Origin of the sequence: Neobacillus sp. PS2-9, assembly GCF_030915525.1 — a bacterium.
In the GTDB taxonomy this organism is placed as follows: domain Bacteria; phylum Bacillota; class Bacilli; order Bacillales; family Cytobacillaceae; genus Neobacillus.
On sequence record NZ_CP133269.1, the window covers coordinates 633,884 to 652,132 of the forward strand.

Genomic DNA, 18,249 nt, shown 5'->3' on the forward strand with positions numbered 1-18,249 from the left:
ATGGACGTATTAACAGCAGCATATACCGATATTGGCATTAAGAAAGAAACCAATCAAGACAGCTACCTGTTAAAGATTGCCGAAACATCTGTCGGAAAAATCGTTTTAGCCGTCATTTGTGATGGCATGGGAGGACTTTCCCAAGGGGAAGTGGCTAGCGCCAGTGTCATCCATGCTTTTTCACAGTGGTTCGACAAAGAGCTTCCCGTCCAGCTGGCAAAACAGGATTGGAACGATATTCAGTATCGCTGGAGCCGGATTATTAAAGAGCAGAATCAGCGAATCGCCGAATACGGACATCAAATCAAGATTCAGCTTGGAACGACGTTGACCGCGCTCTTACTCATTGATTCCACATTCCTACTGATTGGTCATGTGGGTGATTCACGCGTCTATCGAATGAATCAGACGGTTGAGGTCATGACAGATGATCAGACCGTTGTTGGCAGAGAACTGAAGCGCGGCCGGATGACGCCGGAGCAGGCAAAGAAAGATCCAAGACGAAATGTCCTTTTGCAGTGTATCGGGGCTTCGAAACTCGTGGAACCAGAGTTCATCCAAGGCAAACCAGCGCCGGGAGAAGTCTTTATGCTTTGTTCGGATGGATTCCGGCATATGATTTCGGATGACGAAATTTTTCACGCTTTATCCCCACAAAGGTTGATGGATGAAGCGGTGATGGAACAGAAAGCGAAAGAGTTAGTGGAACTGAATAAGCAGAGGAACGAAACAGATAATATCACTGTTTTGCTTGTGAAAATTCTGTAAGGATGGGGAATACTTTTGGCAGCTATTGGGTCGGTAATAGACGGTAAATACGAAATACTCAAGCTGATTGGACAAGGTGGTATGTCAAAGGTATACCTTGCCATGGACAAACGGCTAAATAAGCAGTGGGCAGTGAAAGAGATTGAAAAAAGAGCAAGGGATAAGAACAACGAAGTCATTATTCAGAGTGCAATCGCCGAAGCCAACATGATTAAGAAGCTCGACCACGCGGCATTGCCTCGAATTGTCGACATCATCGATAATGGCCAGGTGATTTTTGTCATCATGGACTATATCGAGGGGGAGCCCTTGAGCAAGATTTTAGATGAATATGGTGCCCAGCCGCAGGAGCTCGTCATCGATTGGGCCAAGCAGCTTTGTGAGGTGCTCGATTACTTACATACCTGTGATCCTGCGATCATCTATCGGGATATGAAGCCGGCCAATGTCATGCTGAAGCCGGATGGGCATTTGAAGCTGATTGATTTCGGAATCGCGCGGGAGTATAAGGAAGAAAATTTGGCGGATACCGTTAGCTTGGGAACAAAAGGGTATGCGGCACCGGAACAGTTTGGAGGCAAGGGACAAACCGATGCAAGGACGGATGTCTATTGTTTGGGTGTGACGCTTTACCATTTGGTAACGGGCCAGAACCCATGTGAGCCACCTTACGAATTATATCCGATTCGAGAGTGGAATCCGAAGCTATCGGGCGGTTTGGAAAAAATTATTCAAAAATGTACACAGCTCAATCCGGATGACCGGTATCAAACCTGTGCCGAGCTGTTATATGCGCTCAACCATTATGAACAGGTGGATGACCTGTATCGGGCGAAGCAAAAACGGAAGCTTCGCAACTTTAGCCTTGTGGCCGGAGCCGCCGTGTTGTGTTTGGGGGTGGGCGTGTTAGGGCAAGTGATGAAGACTGATACCAATAATGCGGACTATACCAACAACATTCAAATGGCGGAAAAGTCATCTAATGATCAGGCGAAAATCGACTACTATTTAAAAGCCATTGATATTAAGCCATCGGAGAAAGAGGCGTATGTCGGGTTACTCGACGCTTTTAAAGGGGATGCTGCTTTTACGGTGAAGGAAGAAGGGCAGTTAAAGAAAAAGGTAAACGCCCATCTGAATGAAATTCGTGAAAATCCCCGGTACGGTGATCTTGCATTTGAAATCGGAAAGGTCTATTGGTACTACTACAATTATGGAAAAACTGAGACGAATGACAACCAAATCACAAGAATGAAAAGCTCGATTCAATGGTTTGAGGATGCGGTTAAATATGGTTTAAAGGATCGGGAGTATTACGAAATGGCGACCATTTACCGGGATATTGGCCGATTTAATCGGGATATTACGCTCAACATTGAAGAGGCGTCGGATAAAGGAAAGTACAAGCCCTATTGGGATGATATGAGGCATTTGATTCAGATGATCGATCAGAATCCGGATGAAAGTGAAATAGTGAAGCTCGAGCTCTACAAGTTAACGATGTATTCCATCGAGACGTATGCGAGGAAGTTTAAGTTAGATGGGGTGAAGGAAAGTGAGATTCGCTCTGTGACGGAAGCGGTCAAGCAAAGTACGAACCGTGTGTCGGTGACTGCAGAAAAGACGGAAACGATAAAAAATGAGGTGATCAGTCGTTTTGATGTAACGGAACAAGCGATTGCAAATGCCTACAGGACAGAATAGGAGGGCTTCGAATGAATGCAATTACATGGCAAATCATTTCCATTGTCGGATATTCCCTGGCAGCCGCACTCCTGATCACAGCCATTGTTCTATTTTTCAAGATGAAGATTCCGGCCATTATCGGAGAGTTAACGGGGCGGACTGCAGCTAGACAGATTCAGGAAATCCGCGAGCGTAGAGAGAATAAGCGTCAGAAGCCTATGGTGTTTGATATTGAGCCGGGGTTAGCGGCGGTAACGCCTGTGCTTGAAAAAGCGGATGCGGTTTCGAAGGAGACAGAGGTGCTGGTGCCGGAAACGGAAGTGCTGTTTGATGATGTTAGGGTTGTGCCTATGGAAAAAGTGGATCGGCCTGCTGCCGCATCGATGGGACAATCACATAATCGTGTGGTCCCGTTATCACTGACTGACATTCTAGCTGGCTACACAGAGGAGCCTGCTTCACCTTCCATTGATGTGGAAAAAGAGCTGCTTTTATCGTTAACGGAAGTACTCTCCAATGAGAAAGAGGAGCGGGTGACCCCAGTTCCGGTTCAGTCAAAAGAGCGGGACGTTCTTTTATCATTGACGGAGATTTTATCGAGTCATATAGAAGAACCTTCTCTTTCGGTAGAAGTACCGAAAGAGGTTCTTTTATCGCTTACAGAAATTCTGTCGCAAAATACAGAGGAGCGGACGGCCGTAAAACTGAATCCTTCAAACCTATCGGCGATTTCACCTTCAAATGGTACCGAAGTGTTGTCAACCGCAAAGGAAGTACCAGAGGTGCGAAGGCCACAAACTGAAGTGTTATCGCACGAGACAGAGGTGCTCGATTATGGTACGGAGCTGTTATCAGATGAAGGTGGGACAACGGTGTTAACTCCGACCGGTGAATTAGAAATGGAAGAAGAGACCGACAATATACCTGCGGTCGATTTTAAGGTCGTGAAAGATATCAAGGTCACACATACAAATAAAGTTATTTGAGGTTTTTTCAAAGGCTGTTGGTATTCGGACAAGATTGCTCTTGAGAGGAGCGAAGTTGTCTGAATCAGGTAGGTATAGGTATTCGGACAAGAAAGCCTAAGAGACTAGCAAAACTGTCCGAATCAGCTAAGCATTCGGACAGGATAGCTTTTGAGAATAGTAAAACTGTCCAAATCAGCCAAGCATTCGGACAAGATTGCTCTTGAGAGGAGCGAAGTTGTCCAAATCAGGTAGGTAATCGGACAAGATTTCTCTTAATAACAGTGAAGTTGTCTGAATCAGGTAGGCATTCGGACAAGATTGCTCTTGAAAGAAGTGAAGTTGTCTGAATCAGATAGGTATTTGGACAAGAAAGCCTATGAGACAAGCAAAAATGTCTGAATCAGCCAAGCATTCGGACAAGAAAACCCTTGAAACTAGCAAACCTGTCCAAATCAGCCAAGCATTCGGACAAAATAGCCCTTAAAACTAGCAAACCTGTCCAAATCAAGCATTTATATCAGCGCAAATATATACAAAGCAACAACTATTTAAAAAAGCAAGTTGCAAAGGAGTGTGAATCATGTTTTCAAAAAGGAAATCTAAGCTGACACGGATAATGGCTGTCGTTCTGGCCATCATGCTTGTCGGCTATAACATACCTGTTGGTGTCATCACCAAGGCGTTTGCCCAAACAGGCACAAACGAAAAGGTATTCACCTTAAAAATCTTAGAAAATGGTGCCCCCCTGACCAATCAGGAAATTACCGGACATAACCGCAATAATGAGGTCAGCCTAACAGGCACAACGGACAAGGATGGACTGGTCGAATTCCCGGAACTCACCATTGCCCAATTCAACAAAAACAATCAGTTTGAGTTTTTAGTAGCTTCAAAGACTTTTTCCATCGTGCTAACAGAGGGAACCACGGACCATTATATTTACGATGTGGCCACCGAAAAGCTGACCCTAGCAGAAGAACCGCCTGCACCGGTGAAAGCGAAATTTACTCTGACGGTGAACCAAACCGGTTCGGGTCAAATCAAACTAAACAACACCGACTATTCAAGCCCTGTTCAACTCGAAGAAGGGACAAAGGTGGACGTCAGCATTACACCCGATCCCAATTACGAGATTAAGAGTGTCAAAGTGAATGGAGAAGCAAAAACAGTCGCAAACAACGAGGGGTACACAGAAACGCTCCAATCCCTTGCAGCTGATACTACGATTGACGTCCAATTTGCTTTAAAAACGTACACGATTTCTTTTACAAGCTATAAAAATGGGACCATAAAGGATGACAAGGATCAAACAATTAACTCGGACGGCGGGACGGTGAATGTTCAGCATGGTACCGATTCTTCTTTCACGATCATTCCAACAACAGGCTATCATTTAGGTAGCATTACCATCGATGGAACGCCAATTAACCTGGTAACCGACCTGACACCGGTCACCAACGGCGGTTATATGTATACTTTTTCAAAAGTGACCGCCAACCATGAGGTGGAAGTAAAGTTTGCCATCAATACCTATCAGATTTCGGCAGCTGTTCACGGAGACCATGGGACCATTGAACTCGAGCAATCCAAGGTAGACTATAACAGTGACGTGAAGGCCGTCATCACTCCTGAAGATAACTCCTATAAAGTCGCTTCGTTAAAGGTGAACGGTGTAGCGGTCGACCTCACCAACAATGACAATTTTGTGGATAATAACGACGGCACGAGTTACACCTATACGGTGAAGAATGTGACAAAGGATACGACGATCGAAGTCGCGTTTGAGCGAATCTCGATGCTAGAGGGAGAGTGGGAAACCTATGTTTCAATCAAACCTGCTTCCGGCTCCTTGCTCAAATCGTATAAAGAGGGCGATAATGAGATTCGTGTCTATTCAAAGGATGCCATCGTCGTTGTTTCGGCGCTTGACCCGTATTACCGTGTAGATATCTCAGATACGATTAAGCACTGGAAAGGAAATTATATTTTAAGAGAATCAACTACGATTAAAAGATTACTAGTGACCAATGGGAGAAATGGTGGAGAGGAAGTGAATCTTCCTGGCCATTTAATTGTTCTTTTTGATACAGAGGGTCCAACCCTGGAGGAGCCAACCGTTAATGGCTCAGACGAAGCAACCGTTGATAATTCTGTCTGGTTCAGTGGCGGCGTCACCGTTTCTGGTAAGATTGAGAATACTGAGCAGACGTTTGATGGTGTTACTTTTTCCACTCCAATTGAAAAAGTGTATTACCAAAAGGGTGCTTATAATTCTTATGAGCCAGGTAAGGAAGCTACTTTTAACGCAGAGACAAACAGCTATTCTTTCCAGCCTGACGATGAACAGTACAGTGGGATTTATAGCATTTGGGCGGTTGACCAAGCGGGGAACGCTTCAACGTTGAAGACGGTTCAGGTTAATATTGATAAAAAAGAACCGACACTCGCGGACGGGGAAGCCGTTACTTTCAAGCAGAAGAATGATGATTATTTTTCAAAAGTCTTAAACCTCCTTTCGTTTGGAACGTTTTTCAATAAAGAAGTGGAAGTAACCGTTCGAGTGAAGGATGATGCCTCCGGAATTCAAGACATTGCGTTAAAAACCAGTGATGAGAAGGTTGTTCCACAGCTGGTGGAGGATAGCTTTGAAAAAGAAGGATTGTTTGCGCAAGCGAAGTTCACGGTAGATGCGGAAAGCTTCAAGGGGACGTTCCATGTTACGGTAACCGACCATGTGAAAAATAAAAACGCTGAGCCGTACTTAGTGACGAAAGACAACTCAAATATCGAGGCCGACAACAGTGGCATCGTGATGATTGAGAAGGGGGATCCTTCTGCCAAGGTTGAGGTTACTCCTAAAGAAAACGTTTTTGCCAATGGAGACGCATACAACGGCGATGTCACCTTTGATGTGACCGTACAAGATGCGGAATCAGGGATCAACACGGTTGCCGTAGATGTGAACGGTAAAAAAATGGAATACGATTATTCGGACATGACGGAGAAGCAGACGTATACGTTTGCGACGAATGATCCAGGTGTCCAGGTACATGAAGATGGAACGTACGTAGTTTCGATCTATGTGGTAGATAACGCAGGTAATACGAAAAAGGTTGAAAAAACCATCTATATTGATAAAACTGCTCCTGCCATCACTGATTTCAGTTTCTTAACGAAAAATGACCAGGGCAGCTATGAAAAAGTGGAGCAAACCGTTACGCTGAAGGGCTCGGTTGAACTAACGGGGTATGGTTACTTTTTCAAGAAGCCAACGCGGGTAAGCGTGAAGGCAGAGGATCCTGTAGTGGCGAACGAATACACCAGTAACGTCAAATCGATGATTGTGTATTTAAAAGATTACGAGAATGGAAAGTATTATGCAGTACTAGCTGATGGTTCTTTTAAAGAAATCTTGGTGTCAGGTGTTGATAAAATTGCACCGGTTCCTACAACAGGCGAGTTCACTTTCGCTGTGCCAGAAGCGTTCAAGGGACAGATTTTTTCAAAAGCAACGGATGAGGTCAATAACACGGGTACGTTTGAAACCCCAGACGGGACCGTGATTGAAAATGAAAAGCAGCATGGGAAAGAATCGCATATCAAGCTTGAAAAAGCGAAAACCAGTTATAAGGATTCAAACAACTTAGAGCTTTATGCGAAAAATGTAGACGTGAATGTGACTGTAATGGATTCCTACTCAGGGATTCAAAAGGTGGAATGGTCAGTGGTGGCGCCTTATGATACGGCGAACAATCAGTCGGGAAGCCTGACGATTAATAATGACAAAACGTATGCAGCGGGCAGTTCGGTGGACGGTTGGCAGCAAACGAAGATCGATTTGAACCTTGTTACGGAAATGACGAAGACCCTTTCGGTAAAAAATAATAGTAATGGTATTGTGGTAAAGGTAAAAGTGACGGACCGGGCTGGGAACGTGTCAGAGGATGAGATGACGTTCAGCATTGACAAGACAGCGCCGACGATTCAGGTTTCCTATGATAACAACCAATTTGACCCGAAGAATAAGGATTTTTACAAGGAAGACCGCACTGCGACGATTGTGATTACCGAGCGTAATTTCAACACTAAAGATGTGATGTATGCCATCACGAATACGGATGGTGTGATTCCGAAGTTAGTGGGATGGACGACGAGGGTCAATTCTGAGAATCCGGATCAGACGACGCATACAGCCACGGTGAAGTATGCGGCAGATGGCGATTATACGTTTGATATCAAGTATAAGGATAATGCAGAGAATGCGGCACTGGCTTTTTCCCAGCAGAAGTTTACGATTGATAAAACCAAGCCTGTGATTAAGGTGTCTTATAGTAATGGGGCGGCGGCGAAAGGCAATTATTATAAATCAGCCCGTACCGCGACGATTTCAATTACCGAGCATAACTTTGAAACGAGCCGCATGAAGGTGTCAGGCACCGCAACGGATAATGGCGAGGCGGTGGCGTTCCCAGCGGTAAGTGGCTGGAGAACGAGTGGCGATGTGCATACGGCCACGATTCATTATTCGGCTGATGCCAAGTACCACTTTGACATTGATTATACGGATATGGCTGGGAATCTTGCGGCCGATTACAAAGCAGATGAGTTTTATGTCGACCAAACGGCACCTAAGCTTTCGATTTCAGGTGTGGAGGACAAGTCGGCCAATAAGGGCGATGTGATTTCTGTCATTTCTTATTCAGATACGAATTTTGATAAAAATGCCGTGTCAATTAAATTATCAGGTGCCAACCACAAAGGTGAAGTCGGGTTGAGCGGCTCCTATGCGGCTGCTCCAAACGGTCAGGTGTATACGTTCAACAATTTTGCGAAGAAAAAGGAAGTTGATGATATTTACACATTGACTGCAGCCCTTGTGGATATGGCTGGTAACCGGACGACACAAACGATTCAGTTCTCTGTTAATCGATTTGGATCCGTCTATGTTTTTGATAAGGCGTTGAAAGCGATTGATGGGAAGTATGTGAAAAATGAAACGGATGTCGTGGTGACGGAAACCAATGTGGACAGCTTGAAGCCTGATACGGTGAAGGTCAAGATGACGAAGAACGGAACGCCGACGGACCTTGTGAAAGGGAACGATTATACGGTATCGGAATCTGGCGGAAAAGGTCAGTGGAGTCAGTACAAGTACACGATCAAGAAGTCGCTGTTTGCTGGCGATGGCAGGTATACGGTGGCGCTGTACTCTGAGGATGCGGCTGGCAACATCAATGAGACAATCGATGAGACGAAGAAGGCGGAGATTTCCTTTGGGATCGACAAGACGGCTCCAGTGATTGTTCCGATTGATATTGAGAGTGGGGAGCAGTACCCGGTTGAGAAGAAGTCAGTCACGGTTTCGATTAAGGATAATCTTGTTCTTAAGGGTGCGGAGATTTATGTGAATGATAAGAAGGTTGACCATAAGGAAGAGGGAGAGAGTTTCGTGTTTGATATGGGAAGCTCGAACTCAAAGCAGAATGTGAAGATTATTGCGGTGGATGCAGCGGGGAATGAGCTGACGTCCAAGGTCAATGACATTCTCGTATCGACCAATCCAATCATCCGCTGGTATAACAATACGCCTGTGTTCGCTGGATCTCTTGGTGGAGTAGGCGGAATTGCTATCGCCATCGGAGGATACTTCCTGTACCGGAAACAGAAGAGTAAAGACGATCAAGATGAAGTAGAAGATCGAGTGGTAGGATAGGAGGTTAATCGACCATGTTTGAAGAAACATCCCTTGTGATTGTGCTGCTGGTAGCTAGTTTGGTTATTAATCTCGTAACCATGATAGTGGTGATTGTGTCTTTTAGGAGAAAACAGTTGGGGGCTGCTGGTCAGAAGGAGGCAAGCGGCTCCGCCCAGGCGGCAGCCGCTTCTGCGGTAACAGGCATCGTCTTCTGCCGAGCATGTGGAAACCAATACGACTCAACCAGCCCAGCCTGCCCGAGTTGCAAGACAGTAAGATAAGGGAAAAGTGGGGACAGTCCCCCAGCGCTTTAGCGCGGCGGGGGACTGTCCCCTAATTTATATTTTGACTAATAATTTCTTTAAAGGTATGTAAATCTTCTTCGGATGGAAAAAAACCTTTCGGTAGAACAATGGCTTTGTTTTTAGATAAATGAATACGAAATAATTCCTTATGTTCTTTAATAAATAGAATGTCTTTCCAATCAATGTGTACATTTGTCCGATTTCTTTGTTGCTGGATCCCATCCGGGCTAATAGTATAGATGATTTCGTTTTTTATCATCCGGTCACTGGTAAACTCTTTTTTTATGCGCAAGTACCTTATAGCCCATCGTATCAATTCAACGATTACAGCAACCAATAACGCCAAGAAAACAGTATATCCTAACGAGAGGTCAGGGCTAAATAAATTTAATAATAAAAGAAAGATCAGCGTAATTAAAATGAAATAGTAAAGCTCAGCTTTTTTTTTTACATGGTAATTATATTTTTTGAAATCATCAAATGATAATGTGCCTGATATGGTAAGTTCTTTGTTTTCATTTAGTGACATTGCTATCCCTCCATCATTAATGGTTTTGAATGTTTGTACTTCTTAATATTATAATAATGGTAATTTACGTAAGGAGGGAAGTTAACATGAAGCCAGTTAAAGTAGAAAATGAGGAAATTAGAAAAGTTATTATTTCGGGAGAGGACTATATTCAAATTGATGATCGGAAATTCCTTTTGTTTGAAGTAGAACAAATTAAAGAACCCAATGTGTACGAAGTCACCGATTTGGATGAAGAATCTCAACTCAGAAAAGCATTGGAAGAAGATAATCCAATATTATCTGAAGAAGAAATCAACAAAATGCTGGGTATCTAAAAGTGGAAGTATAATGAAGAAAATCAGCCATTCAATCCCTACTAGAGCTCGACAAATGGAGAGCAACTGTTGAACCACCCCAAATATCACCTTATTTAAAAACCTCCTTTGAATTTTATTTTCAATCAGTAGACTATAGCGTCTATATTCCGGGTAAAACAGTTTACATAAAAAGTTACCCTGTTGATTTACCAATGGTACTTATATCTGTTGGTAAGTCTGATCCCTACAAAGTCTTTTTCGCCTCACATCTAGAAATATTGAGATCTTTTTAGTTAGGCACCCCCATCAAAAACCGTTAGATTAGTTGGGGACAGTCCCCTTGTTGTTCAACTTATTTTGTTTTAAGATTTATTCAGCAGACAATTTAATGGATGCAGGAGGATTATTAATGTCTAAAACCATCGTTGAAAAATTAAACTTGCTTAAATATAAGAAAGTTGTTGTATTGGACATGCCTGAGGGCGGAGATTACTTTAACGGATTATCAGCTTACGATACAACGTTTAAGGAAAAAGGGTATGATCTCATTTTTGCTTTTGTCCTTACGAAGAGTGAATTGAAACAATTGATGGATTTGGTCATCGAGAAAAGATATCTAAATGAAAATGGATATATTTACATTGCGTATCCTAAAAAAGGGAATAAGGTTTATCAGACGTATATCCATCGTGATGAATTATTCGAGGCGTTAGGTGCGGAAGAAGAAGGGTATGTAGGAACCAGCAACATTAAATTTGCCCGAATGGTTGGACTAGATGAAGTATTTACGGTAGTTGGGCTTAAAGAAGAGAATCGAAACAAGAAAAGTAAAAGTTCAAAAGCAAGTCAGTGTGTAGATGATTACATTGCCATGATACCAGAAGTAGAAAAGGATTTGCAGGGCAAGGCGGACCTGCTTGCATTCTACCAATCACTTACCCCGGGGTACCAAAAAGATTGGGCCCGTTATATTTATAGCGCCAAACAAGAGGCAACCAAAGAAAAGCGGCGTGAAGAAATGAAAATGATCCTTCGTGCAGGTTACAAAACTCGTGAACTCTATCGGAGTAGATAAGTGTGGGGACAGTCCCCCAGCGCTTTAACGCGACGGGGGACTGTCCCCGTGTAGTTTTAGCAAATACTCCTTTTGTAAAAACGGCTTTTCCTGATAAAATAAAGGAAACAGTAGATATCAATAAATACAGGAAACTATGCTAAAACCAAGCTGGGTTCCTTTTATAAAGGATTAACTGGTCTAGACAACTATATAACTTTAGAGAAGAGGTTTTTTATAATGAGTGGTTTCCGTACTATTTTGCTAAAAAATGCAGTGATTTACGCAGAAAATCAGGAGATTGACAAAGGATCGCTCCTCATTAAAGACGGGAAAATCGAAGCAATAGGGTCTAAAATGGAAGGAAATTTGGATGAGCGTGTTCAAGAACTTATTCTTCCTGATTCCTATAAAATTATACCTGGCTTTGTTGATGTGCATATCCATGGGGCAAATGGTGCTGACACGATGGATTGTACGGATGAGGCACTAGAAAATATGGCTTCTTCGCTTCCACAAAGTGGGACGACCAGCTTTTTGGCTACTACCATTACGCAAAGTAAAGACTTATTAGAAAAGGCATTACGTCAGACAGGCGAGTATATTTCTGATAAACAAAAGAGTGGTCAGGCAGAAATCCTTGGGATCCATTTTGAAGGTCCGTTTATTAATCCTACAAAAGCGGGTGCTCAACCGCTTCAGCACATTATTCCTGCTGACATAGACTTATTCGAGAAGTGGCTGGATCTCTCCAAAGAAACCATTAAGCTCATCACGTTAGCACCTGAGTTGCCGCAAGGAACGGAGCTAGTTCAATTTTTAAAAGAAAAAGGTATCGTTGCATCCATTGGTCATACAGATGCGACGTTCGAAGAAGTAGGACAAGCGATTCAATCGGGTGCGTCCCATATCACCCACTTGTTTAATCAAATGCGCGGGCTGCATCACCGGGAACCAGGTGTGGTTGGAGCGGCCTATTTACGAAAGGAATTAATGGTGGAGATCATCGCTGATGGAATTCATGTGTCTCCTGAGATGGTGAAGGTTTCATATGAGCTCATCACTCCGGAGCGAATGATTCTGATTACCGATGCGATGAGAGCCCAGTTCCTTTCAGATGGAGAATATGACTTAGGCGGTCAGAGGGTGTTTGTGAAAAAGGGAAAAGCACTCTTAGAGGATGGAACATTGGCGGGCAGTGTATTAACCATGGCGCAAGCGTTTAAAAATATCCTTTCCTTTACGGGCTGTTCTGTAAGAGACGCGGTTCAAATGAGCTCTTATAACCCTGCCAAACAAATGGGTGTGTTGGACCAGAAAGGCAGCTTAAAGGTTGGCAAGGATGCCGATTTAATTGTTTTAGATGAAAATAACGAGGTCGTTATGACTTTTTGTAAAGGACACTTGGCATTCAAGAGGGGAGACGAGTAAGTATGAAGATTATTGAAGTGAAAAATTATGAACAAATGAGCCAAGCGGCAGCGAACTATATCATCGAAAAGGTGAAGCAGAACCCTACGCTTACTCTTGGATTGGCAACGGGAGGGACTCCAAAAGGAACCTATGAACAGCTGATTAACGATCATGGCGAAAACGGGACTTCCTATGAGCAGGTGACTACGTTTAATTTAGATGAATATATTGGTTTTTCCGGGGAGCATCCAAGCAGTTACCGTTACTATATGGATGAACAATTATTTCATCATATCAATGTTCCGAAGGCCCAGACCCACATTCCTAGAGGCGATGCGAAGGATATGGAACAGGAATGTGTGCGGTATGAAAAATCAATCGATGACCATGGTGGAATTGACCTCCAAATTCTCGGGATTGGCAGCAATGGCCACATTGGCTTTAATGAGCCTGGGACAAAGTTTGGTGCTAAGACACATATTGTGACGCTCGATGAATCAACGAGGGAGGCGAATTCACGATACTTTAAGTCAATGGATGAGGTGCCGAGGTTTGCGATTTCGATGGGAATTGCTTCGATTATGAAAAGTCGAGAAATTCTTCTACTGGTTTCGGGTGAATCGAAAAAAGAAGCGATGAAGCAGCTGCTTTGTGGGGAAGTGACCGAAAGCTTTCCAGCTTCCATTTTACAATTACATCCGAATGTCACGATTATTGCTGATCAACAAGCGTTGACTGAGGCGAAGGATTTTTGTTGAAGGGAGGATGAATAGGATGATTGATAAAACCTCTCCGATCCCGATTTATTATCAATTAGAACAACAGATAAAGACAATGATTGAAAATAAGGAATGGATGCCGGGCGACTTGTTGCCGTCTGAAAGGGAATTCTCTGAGAAGTATCAAATTAGTCGGATGACGGTCCGCCAAGCGATTAATAACCTGGTGCAAATGGGGTTACTGGATCGAAAGCAGGGAAGAGGTACCTTTGTGTCGGATCTGAAGATTGAAAAGCGTGGGTTAACGAGCTTTTCGGAGGATATGCTTGAAAGAGGGATGACGCCAAGCAGTGAGCTGTTGGATTTCAAGGTTATACCGGCCACTACGGCGATTGCCCAGGATTTGCGCATCAAGGAAGCTGATCCTGTGTATGAAATCAAGCGGGTTCGTTTGGCGGATGGTGTCCCGATGGCCCTGGAGACCAACTATATTTCGGCAGATTTAGTTCCTGGGATAACAGTGGAGCTATTGAATCACTCAATCTATCAGTTTATCCAAGAGAAATTGAATTTATCGATTACACACGCTAGCCAATCAATTGAGGCTTCGGTTGTGGATAGCATGGAGGCAGAGTATCTCCAAATCCCCAAAGGGGCTCCTACTCTCTTCATTCAGCGGATCGCTATGCTGGAAAATAATGTCCCGCTAGAAACCGTCAAATCCCTCTACCGCGCGGACCGGTATAAATTTATGATCGACCTGAAGAGATAAAGGAAAAAAACCAATTAGGGGACAGTCCCCCAGCGCTTTAAAGCAGCGGGGGACTGTCCCCTAAAGTTTTTTGAAAATTCCTATTGTAAAACGCTTTCATTTACTCTATACTAACACTAAATCGATTTAGTAAACCGATTTAGTAAATCGGTTTATCAAATAATGTTAGAAATTCTGGAGAAGATTCTATGAAAAAAGCGACAATTGCTGATGTAGCTCAGCATGCAAATGTTTCTAAAAGTACAGTTTCCCAATATTTAAATAAGAGATTCGACTATATGGCAGAAAATACGAAACAGCGAATTGAGGATGCTATTAAGGAGTTGGATTATCGGCCAAATATCGTGGCAAGAAGCTTAAAGCAAAAATCCACCATGACAATTGGGGTGATTGTTGCCAATATCCTGCACAATTTTTCAACTCAGGTGATTCGGTCCATCGAAGACATGTGCCATCTTTATGATTTCCACCTAATTGTTTGTAATGCGGACGATGATCCAGAAAAAGAAAAGAGATACATTGACATGCTTAGGGCTAAACAGGTGGATGGTATTATTCTCTTTCCTACAGGTGATAACGTAGAGCTCTATGAAGAAATGGTAGATGAAAAGTACCCAGTGATCTTTGTCGACCGTATCGTACCGGAAGTATCGATTCCATCTGTCATGCTAGACAACGAAAATGCGGCTGGTCTTGCTGTACAGCACTTTATTGAAAAAGGCTATGAGCGAATCGGGATTATTACGAATGTCATTCGCAATGTATCACCGAGGATGGAGCGGATTACCGGCTATAAAAAGGCTTTACAAAGTAATGGAATTCCTATTAAAGAAGAGTACATTAAGAAACTAGAAATTAATAAAATCCAAGCGGGATTGGAAGAAATGCTTTCTCTCGAAGAGCCCATCCAAGCTATTTTGGCAGGGAATGACCTTACTCTAATGGAGATCTTAAAGTACGTAAAAAAACAAGGTCTTCGTATTCCAGCTGACCTTGCCATCATAGGCATTGATGATGTTTCCTTTGCTAGCTTTTACGAACCAGCCTTAACGATTGTTGAGCAGCCATCATTTGAGATAGGGAAGAAGGCCGCTGAACTCTTACTTAGTAAAATTCAGAAAAAAGATGTAGAGGAAGAACAAGCCAATTATCGTTTAGAACCGAGACTTATTGTAAGAAATTCTTGTTAAAAAAGGATGTTAGTCATATGAAGGATATCATTACCATTGGAGATGCAATGATTACGTTTAATCCCGTCTCAACGGGACCTATGAGATATGTTCCCTCTTTTGAAAGGAAAGTAGGGGGAGCTGAACTAAATGTTGCCATCGGCTGTGCCCGTTTGGGTTTAAAAACTGGGTGGATCAGCCGGTTAGGTAATGATGAGTTTGGTAGGTTTATCTATAATTTTGTCCGCGGAGAAGGAATCGATGTCTCTCAATTAGAGCTAGTAGATGGGTATCCTACTTCACTGAATTTTAAAGAGATTATGGAGGATGGTAGTGGCCGTACCTTCTATTATCGAACCAACTCTCCGACAACAGCTTTAACCGTGGATACACTCGATGAAGCTTATTTTAAGAACGCGAAAGTCTTTCATATCACTGGTATATTCCCCGCAGTTGACCAAGCGAAGAATATTGAACTAGTAAAATATGCAATTTCACTGGCGAAAAAGCATGGGGTGTTAATCTCGTTCGATCCGAATATCCGATTAAGGCTTTGGAGTAAGGAAGTGGCGAGAGCTGCATTACGAGAATTCCTCCCACATGTGGATATTTTATTAACCGGCGTGGAAGAAGCAGAATTGCTATTAGGGGTAAGTGATCCCTCAGAAATCATTGAAAAAAGCAAGCATTACGGTATTTCCTATGTAGCCATCAAACAAGGAGATAAAGGCTCCATTGGCTATCATAATGGACTGTATATCGAGGCTCCACCGGTAAAAGCAAAGAAGGTTGTAGACACGGTTGGTGCTGGTGATGGGTTTGATTGCGGCTTTATTTATGGGGTATTAAATCAATGGCCGCTGGAGAAAACCCTGCATTTTGCCAATACCATCGGTTCGATGGTTGTCAGTGTTTCTGGTGACAACGAGGGGCTGCCTTATTTAGATGAAGTATTAGTCCATTTAGGAGAAAAAGAATTCATAGAAAGATAGGGTGAGAGAATGAATCTTCAACTAGCCCTTGACCGCTTAACGCGGGATGAGTGCTTTCAGCTTTTACAAGAAACAGAAGCTTTTGTGGATTGGATAGAGATAGGCACCGGAGTAATCAAGGAATACGGTATGGCCATTATTCGGGAGATTAAAGAGACTTACCCCTATAAAGTAGTCGTTGCTGATATGAAGACATGTGATGCTGGGAAGCATGAAGCGATTCAAGCCTTTGAGGCAGGTGCAGATATTACGACCGTGATGGCCTTTTCTGCTGATAAAACGATCTTGGATACACTTGAAGTGGCGAAAACCTATAACAAGCGGATTATGATTGACCTATTGGGAGTAACCAATCGCAACCGTCTAGTTGAATTACAGCAGCTTGGTGTGGACCTAGTGAGTCTTCACTTTGGCAAGGATATGCAGGCAGAAGGTGAAATGGGTGCTGAGCAATTGGCCTTAACACATGGCTTTGACCAGTTTGATGTAGCAGTTGCAGGTGGAGTTAATGTAGATTCCCTTCCGACGGTGTTACAAATTCAGCCTGATACCATTATCGTTGGCAGTGCGATCACGAAGGCTGATATTCCAGCAGAAGCTGCTGCTGTCATGAAAGGACTGTTACCACGATGAAATCTATTATTACTACAGTGGCGAATGAAATCTCCACTGTCATTGGCCAGATCAGCGAGGAAGAAGCGCTCCATTTATCCAAGCATCTTCGAGAGGCAAAGCGAATCTTTGTTTATGGAGAAGGGCGCTCGGGTCTAATGGGAAAAGCGTTTGCGATGCGTCTTATGCACGGTGGCTTTCCGGTTTATGTGATTGGTGAAACGGTCACACCAAGTATTGACGCAGATGATTTATTAGTAGCCATCTCAGGATCAGGGTCAACAGGAGCCATCTTACAGTATGCGGCAAAATCGAAAGAATTGGGTGCCAAAGTGTTTCTAGTTACGACAAATAGAGATTCTAAGATTGCTTCAATCTGTGACGGGATTCTTGTAATTCCCGCTGCAACCAAATACCGAAGACCAAGTGAACCAGAGACGATCCAGCCCCTTGGGAATCAATTTGATCAATCTGTTCACCTCGTTCTAGACGCGATTATCATTGGGACTTTACAGATAGAAGATCAAGATTCTACCTATGATGAAATGACAAAGCGACATACGAACTTAGAATAGGAGACTTTTTACAAAAGGGGTTGGTTTAGAAATGAGTGTAATCGATTTCATTAAAGAACATCCGATAGTTGCGGTCATACGCGAAGCATCGGTTGAAAATATTGTTCCAATTGTAAACGCTTTATCCCTAGGGGGAGTGAAAGTAGTAGAAATTACTGCGGAAACCCCAAAAGTCATGGCCATGATAGAAAAAGTGGTGGATGAGTTTGGAGATGAGGTTCTGGTTGGTGCGGGAACGGTGTTGGACCCCGAAACGGCTAGAGCAGCCATTCTTGCAGGAAGCAGGTTTATTGTTTCGCCATCTCTTAACACAGAGACCATCAAAATGACAAAACGTTATGGAGTAACCAGCATACCAGGCGCCTTAACACCAACAGAGATTTTAACAGCTTATGAGCACGGTGCCGATATGATTAAAGTGTTTCCAGCCAATGCCTTCGGTCCCGGGTATATTAAAAATATTCATGGACCGTTCCCGCATATTCCATTAATGGTGACAGGGGGAATCAATCAAGGGAATGTTCTTGATTACATTGGCAGCGGTGCTTTAGCGGTGGGAGTAGGAAGCAACTTAGTCAATCCTGCCCTTTTAAAAAGTGAGGACGATTATCAAGCCTTAACTAGTAAAGCACTTGCATACTCAGAGGTTGTTAAAAAAAATAATATACTTATAAAAAAGTAGGGGGAGCTAGT

General features: G+C 43.2%; 16 protein-coding genes. 15 read left to right on the forward strand and 1 reads right to left on the reverse strand.

What is annotated here, in order from left to right; genetic code table 11:
• From RCG25_RS03250 to RCG25_RS03270, 5 genes are all read left to right on the forward strand, one after another.
• Positions 1-768, forward strand: coding sequence for a PP2C family protein-serine/threonine phosphatase (locus RCG25_RS03250; protein ID WP_308082251.1), 768 nt, complete (start codon positions 1-3; stop codon positions 766-768).
• 15 nt (positions 769-783) lie between these two features.
• Complete coding sequence (locus RCG25_RS03255; RefSeq protein ID WP_308082252.1) at positions 784-2,472, forward strand: serine/threonine protein kinase; 1,689 nt, start codon at positions 784-786, stop codon at positions 2,470-2,472.
• Between the two features lie 11 nt (positions 2,473-2,483).
• The gene (locus RCG25_RS03260) at positions 2,484-3,440 is read left to right on the forward strand and encodes a hypothetical protein (protein WP_308082253.1); all 957 of its coding nucleotides are present in this window, start codon (positions 2,484-2,486) and stop codon (positions 3,438-3,440) included.
• A gap of 562 nt (positions 3,441-4,002) precedes the next feature.
• Entirely contained in the window at positions 4,003-9,135 is a 5,133-nt protein-coding gene (locus RCG25_RS03265; RefSeq protein ID WP_308082254.1) for an Ig-like domain-containing protein, read from the forward strand.
• A 14-nt stretch (positions 9,136-9,149) separates the two neighbouring features.
• Entirely contained in the window at positions 9,150-9,398 is a 249-nt protein-coding gene (locus RCG25_RS03270; protein ID WP_308082255.1) for a hypothetical protein, read from the forward strand.
• A gap of 52 nt (positions 9,399-9,450) precedes the next feature.
• On the opposite strand, the gene RCG25_RS03275 is transcribed toward RCG25_RS03270, so the two are convergent.
• A complete protein-coding gene (locus tag RCG25_RS03275; protein WP_308082256.1) occupies positions 9,451-9,951 on the reverse strand; it encodes a YcxB family protein in 501 nt (166 codons plus the stop codon).
• Between the two features lie 86 nt (positions 9,952-10,037).
• On the opposite strand from RCG25_RS03275, the gene RCG25_RS03280 reads away from it, so the two are divergent.
• From RCG25_RS03280 to RCG25_RS03325, 10 genes are all read left to right on the forward strand, one after another.
• Positions 10,038-10,268, forward strand: coding sequence for a hypothetical protein (locus RCG25_RS03280; RefSeq protein ID WP_308082257.1), 231 nt, complete (start codon positions 10,038-10,040; stop codon positions 10,266-10,268).
• A 391-nt stretch (positions 10,269-10,659) separates the two neighbouring features.
• Entirely contained in the window at positions 10,660-11,325 is a 666-nt protein-coding gene (locus tag RCG25_RS03285; RefSeq protein ID WP_308082258.1) for a YdeI/OmpD-associated family protein, read from the forward strand.
• A 219-nt stretch (positions 11,326-11,544) separates the two neighbouring features.
• Positions 11,545-12,735 carry an N-acetylglucosamine-6-phosphate deacetylase gene (gene nagA / locus RCG25_RS03290; RefSeq protein WP_308082259.1) on the forward strand — a complete coding sequence of 397 codons (1,191 nt, stop codon included), beginning with the start codon at positions 11,545-11,547 and terminating at the stop codon, positions 12,733-12,735.
• Positions 12,736-12,737: 2 nt separating this feature from the next.
• Entirely contained in the window at positions 12,738-13,475 is a 738-nt protein-coding gene (gene nagB / locus RCG25_RS03295) for a glucosamine-6-phosphate deaminase (protein WP_308082261.1), read from the forward strand.
• Between the two features lie 16 nt (positions 13,476-13,491).
• Positions 13,492-14,208: a GntR family transcriptional regulator gene (locus tag RCG25_RS03300; RefSeq protein ID WP_308082262.1), complete on the forward strand. Its 717-nt coding sequence runs from the start codon at positions 13,492-13,494 to the stop codon at positions 14,206-14,208.
• A 188-nt stretch (positions 14,209-14,396) separates the two neighbouring features.
• Positions 14,397-15,398: a LacI family DNA-binding transcriptional regulator gene (locus RCG25_RS03305; protein WP_308082263.1), complete on the forward strand. Its 1,002-nt coding sequence runs from the start codon at positions 14,397-14,399 to the stop codon at positions 15,396-15,398.
• 17 nt (positions 15,399-15,415) lie between these two features.
• The gene (locus tag RCG25_RS03310; protein ID WP_308082264.1) at positions 15,416-16,369 is read left to right on the forward strand and encodes a sugar kinase; all 954 of its coding nucleotides are present in this window, start codon (positions 15,416-15,418) and stop codon (positions 16,367-16,369) included.
• Positions 16,370-16,378: 9 nt separating this feature from the next.
• Positions 16,379-17,002, forward strand: a complete 624-nt coding sequence (gene hxlA, locus RCG25_RS03315) for a 3-hexulose-6-phosphate synthase (protein WP_308082265.1) — start codon at positions 16,379-16,381, stop codon at positions 17,000-17,002.
• Positions 16,999-17,556 carry a 6-phospho-3-hexuloisomerase gene (hxlB, locus tag RCG25_RS03320; protein ID WP_308082266.1) on the forward strand — a complete coding sequence of 186 codons (558 nt, stop codon included), beginning with the start codon at positions 16,999-17,001 and terminating at the stop codon, positions 17,554-17,556. Before hxlA ends, hxlB begins: the two co-directional genes overlap by 4 nt.
• Before the next feature lie 31 nt (positions 17,557-17,587).
• Positions 17,588-18,238, forward strand: coding sequence for a bifunctional 4-hydroxy-2-oxoglutarate aldolase/2-dehydro-3-deoxy-phosphogluconate aldolase (locus RCG25_RS03325; protein ID WP_308082267.1), 651 nt, complete (start codon positions 17,588-17,590; stop codon positions 18,236-18,238).
• Positions 18,239-18,249 lie beyond the last annotated feature (11 nt).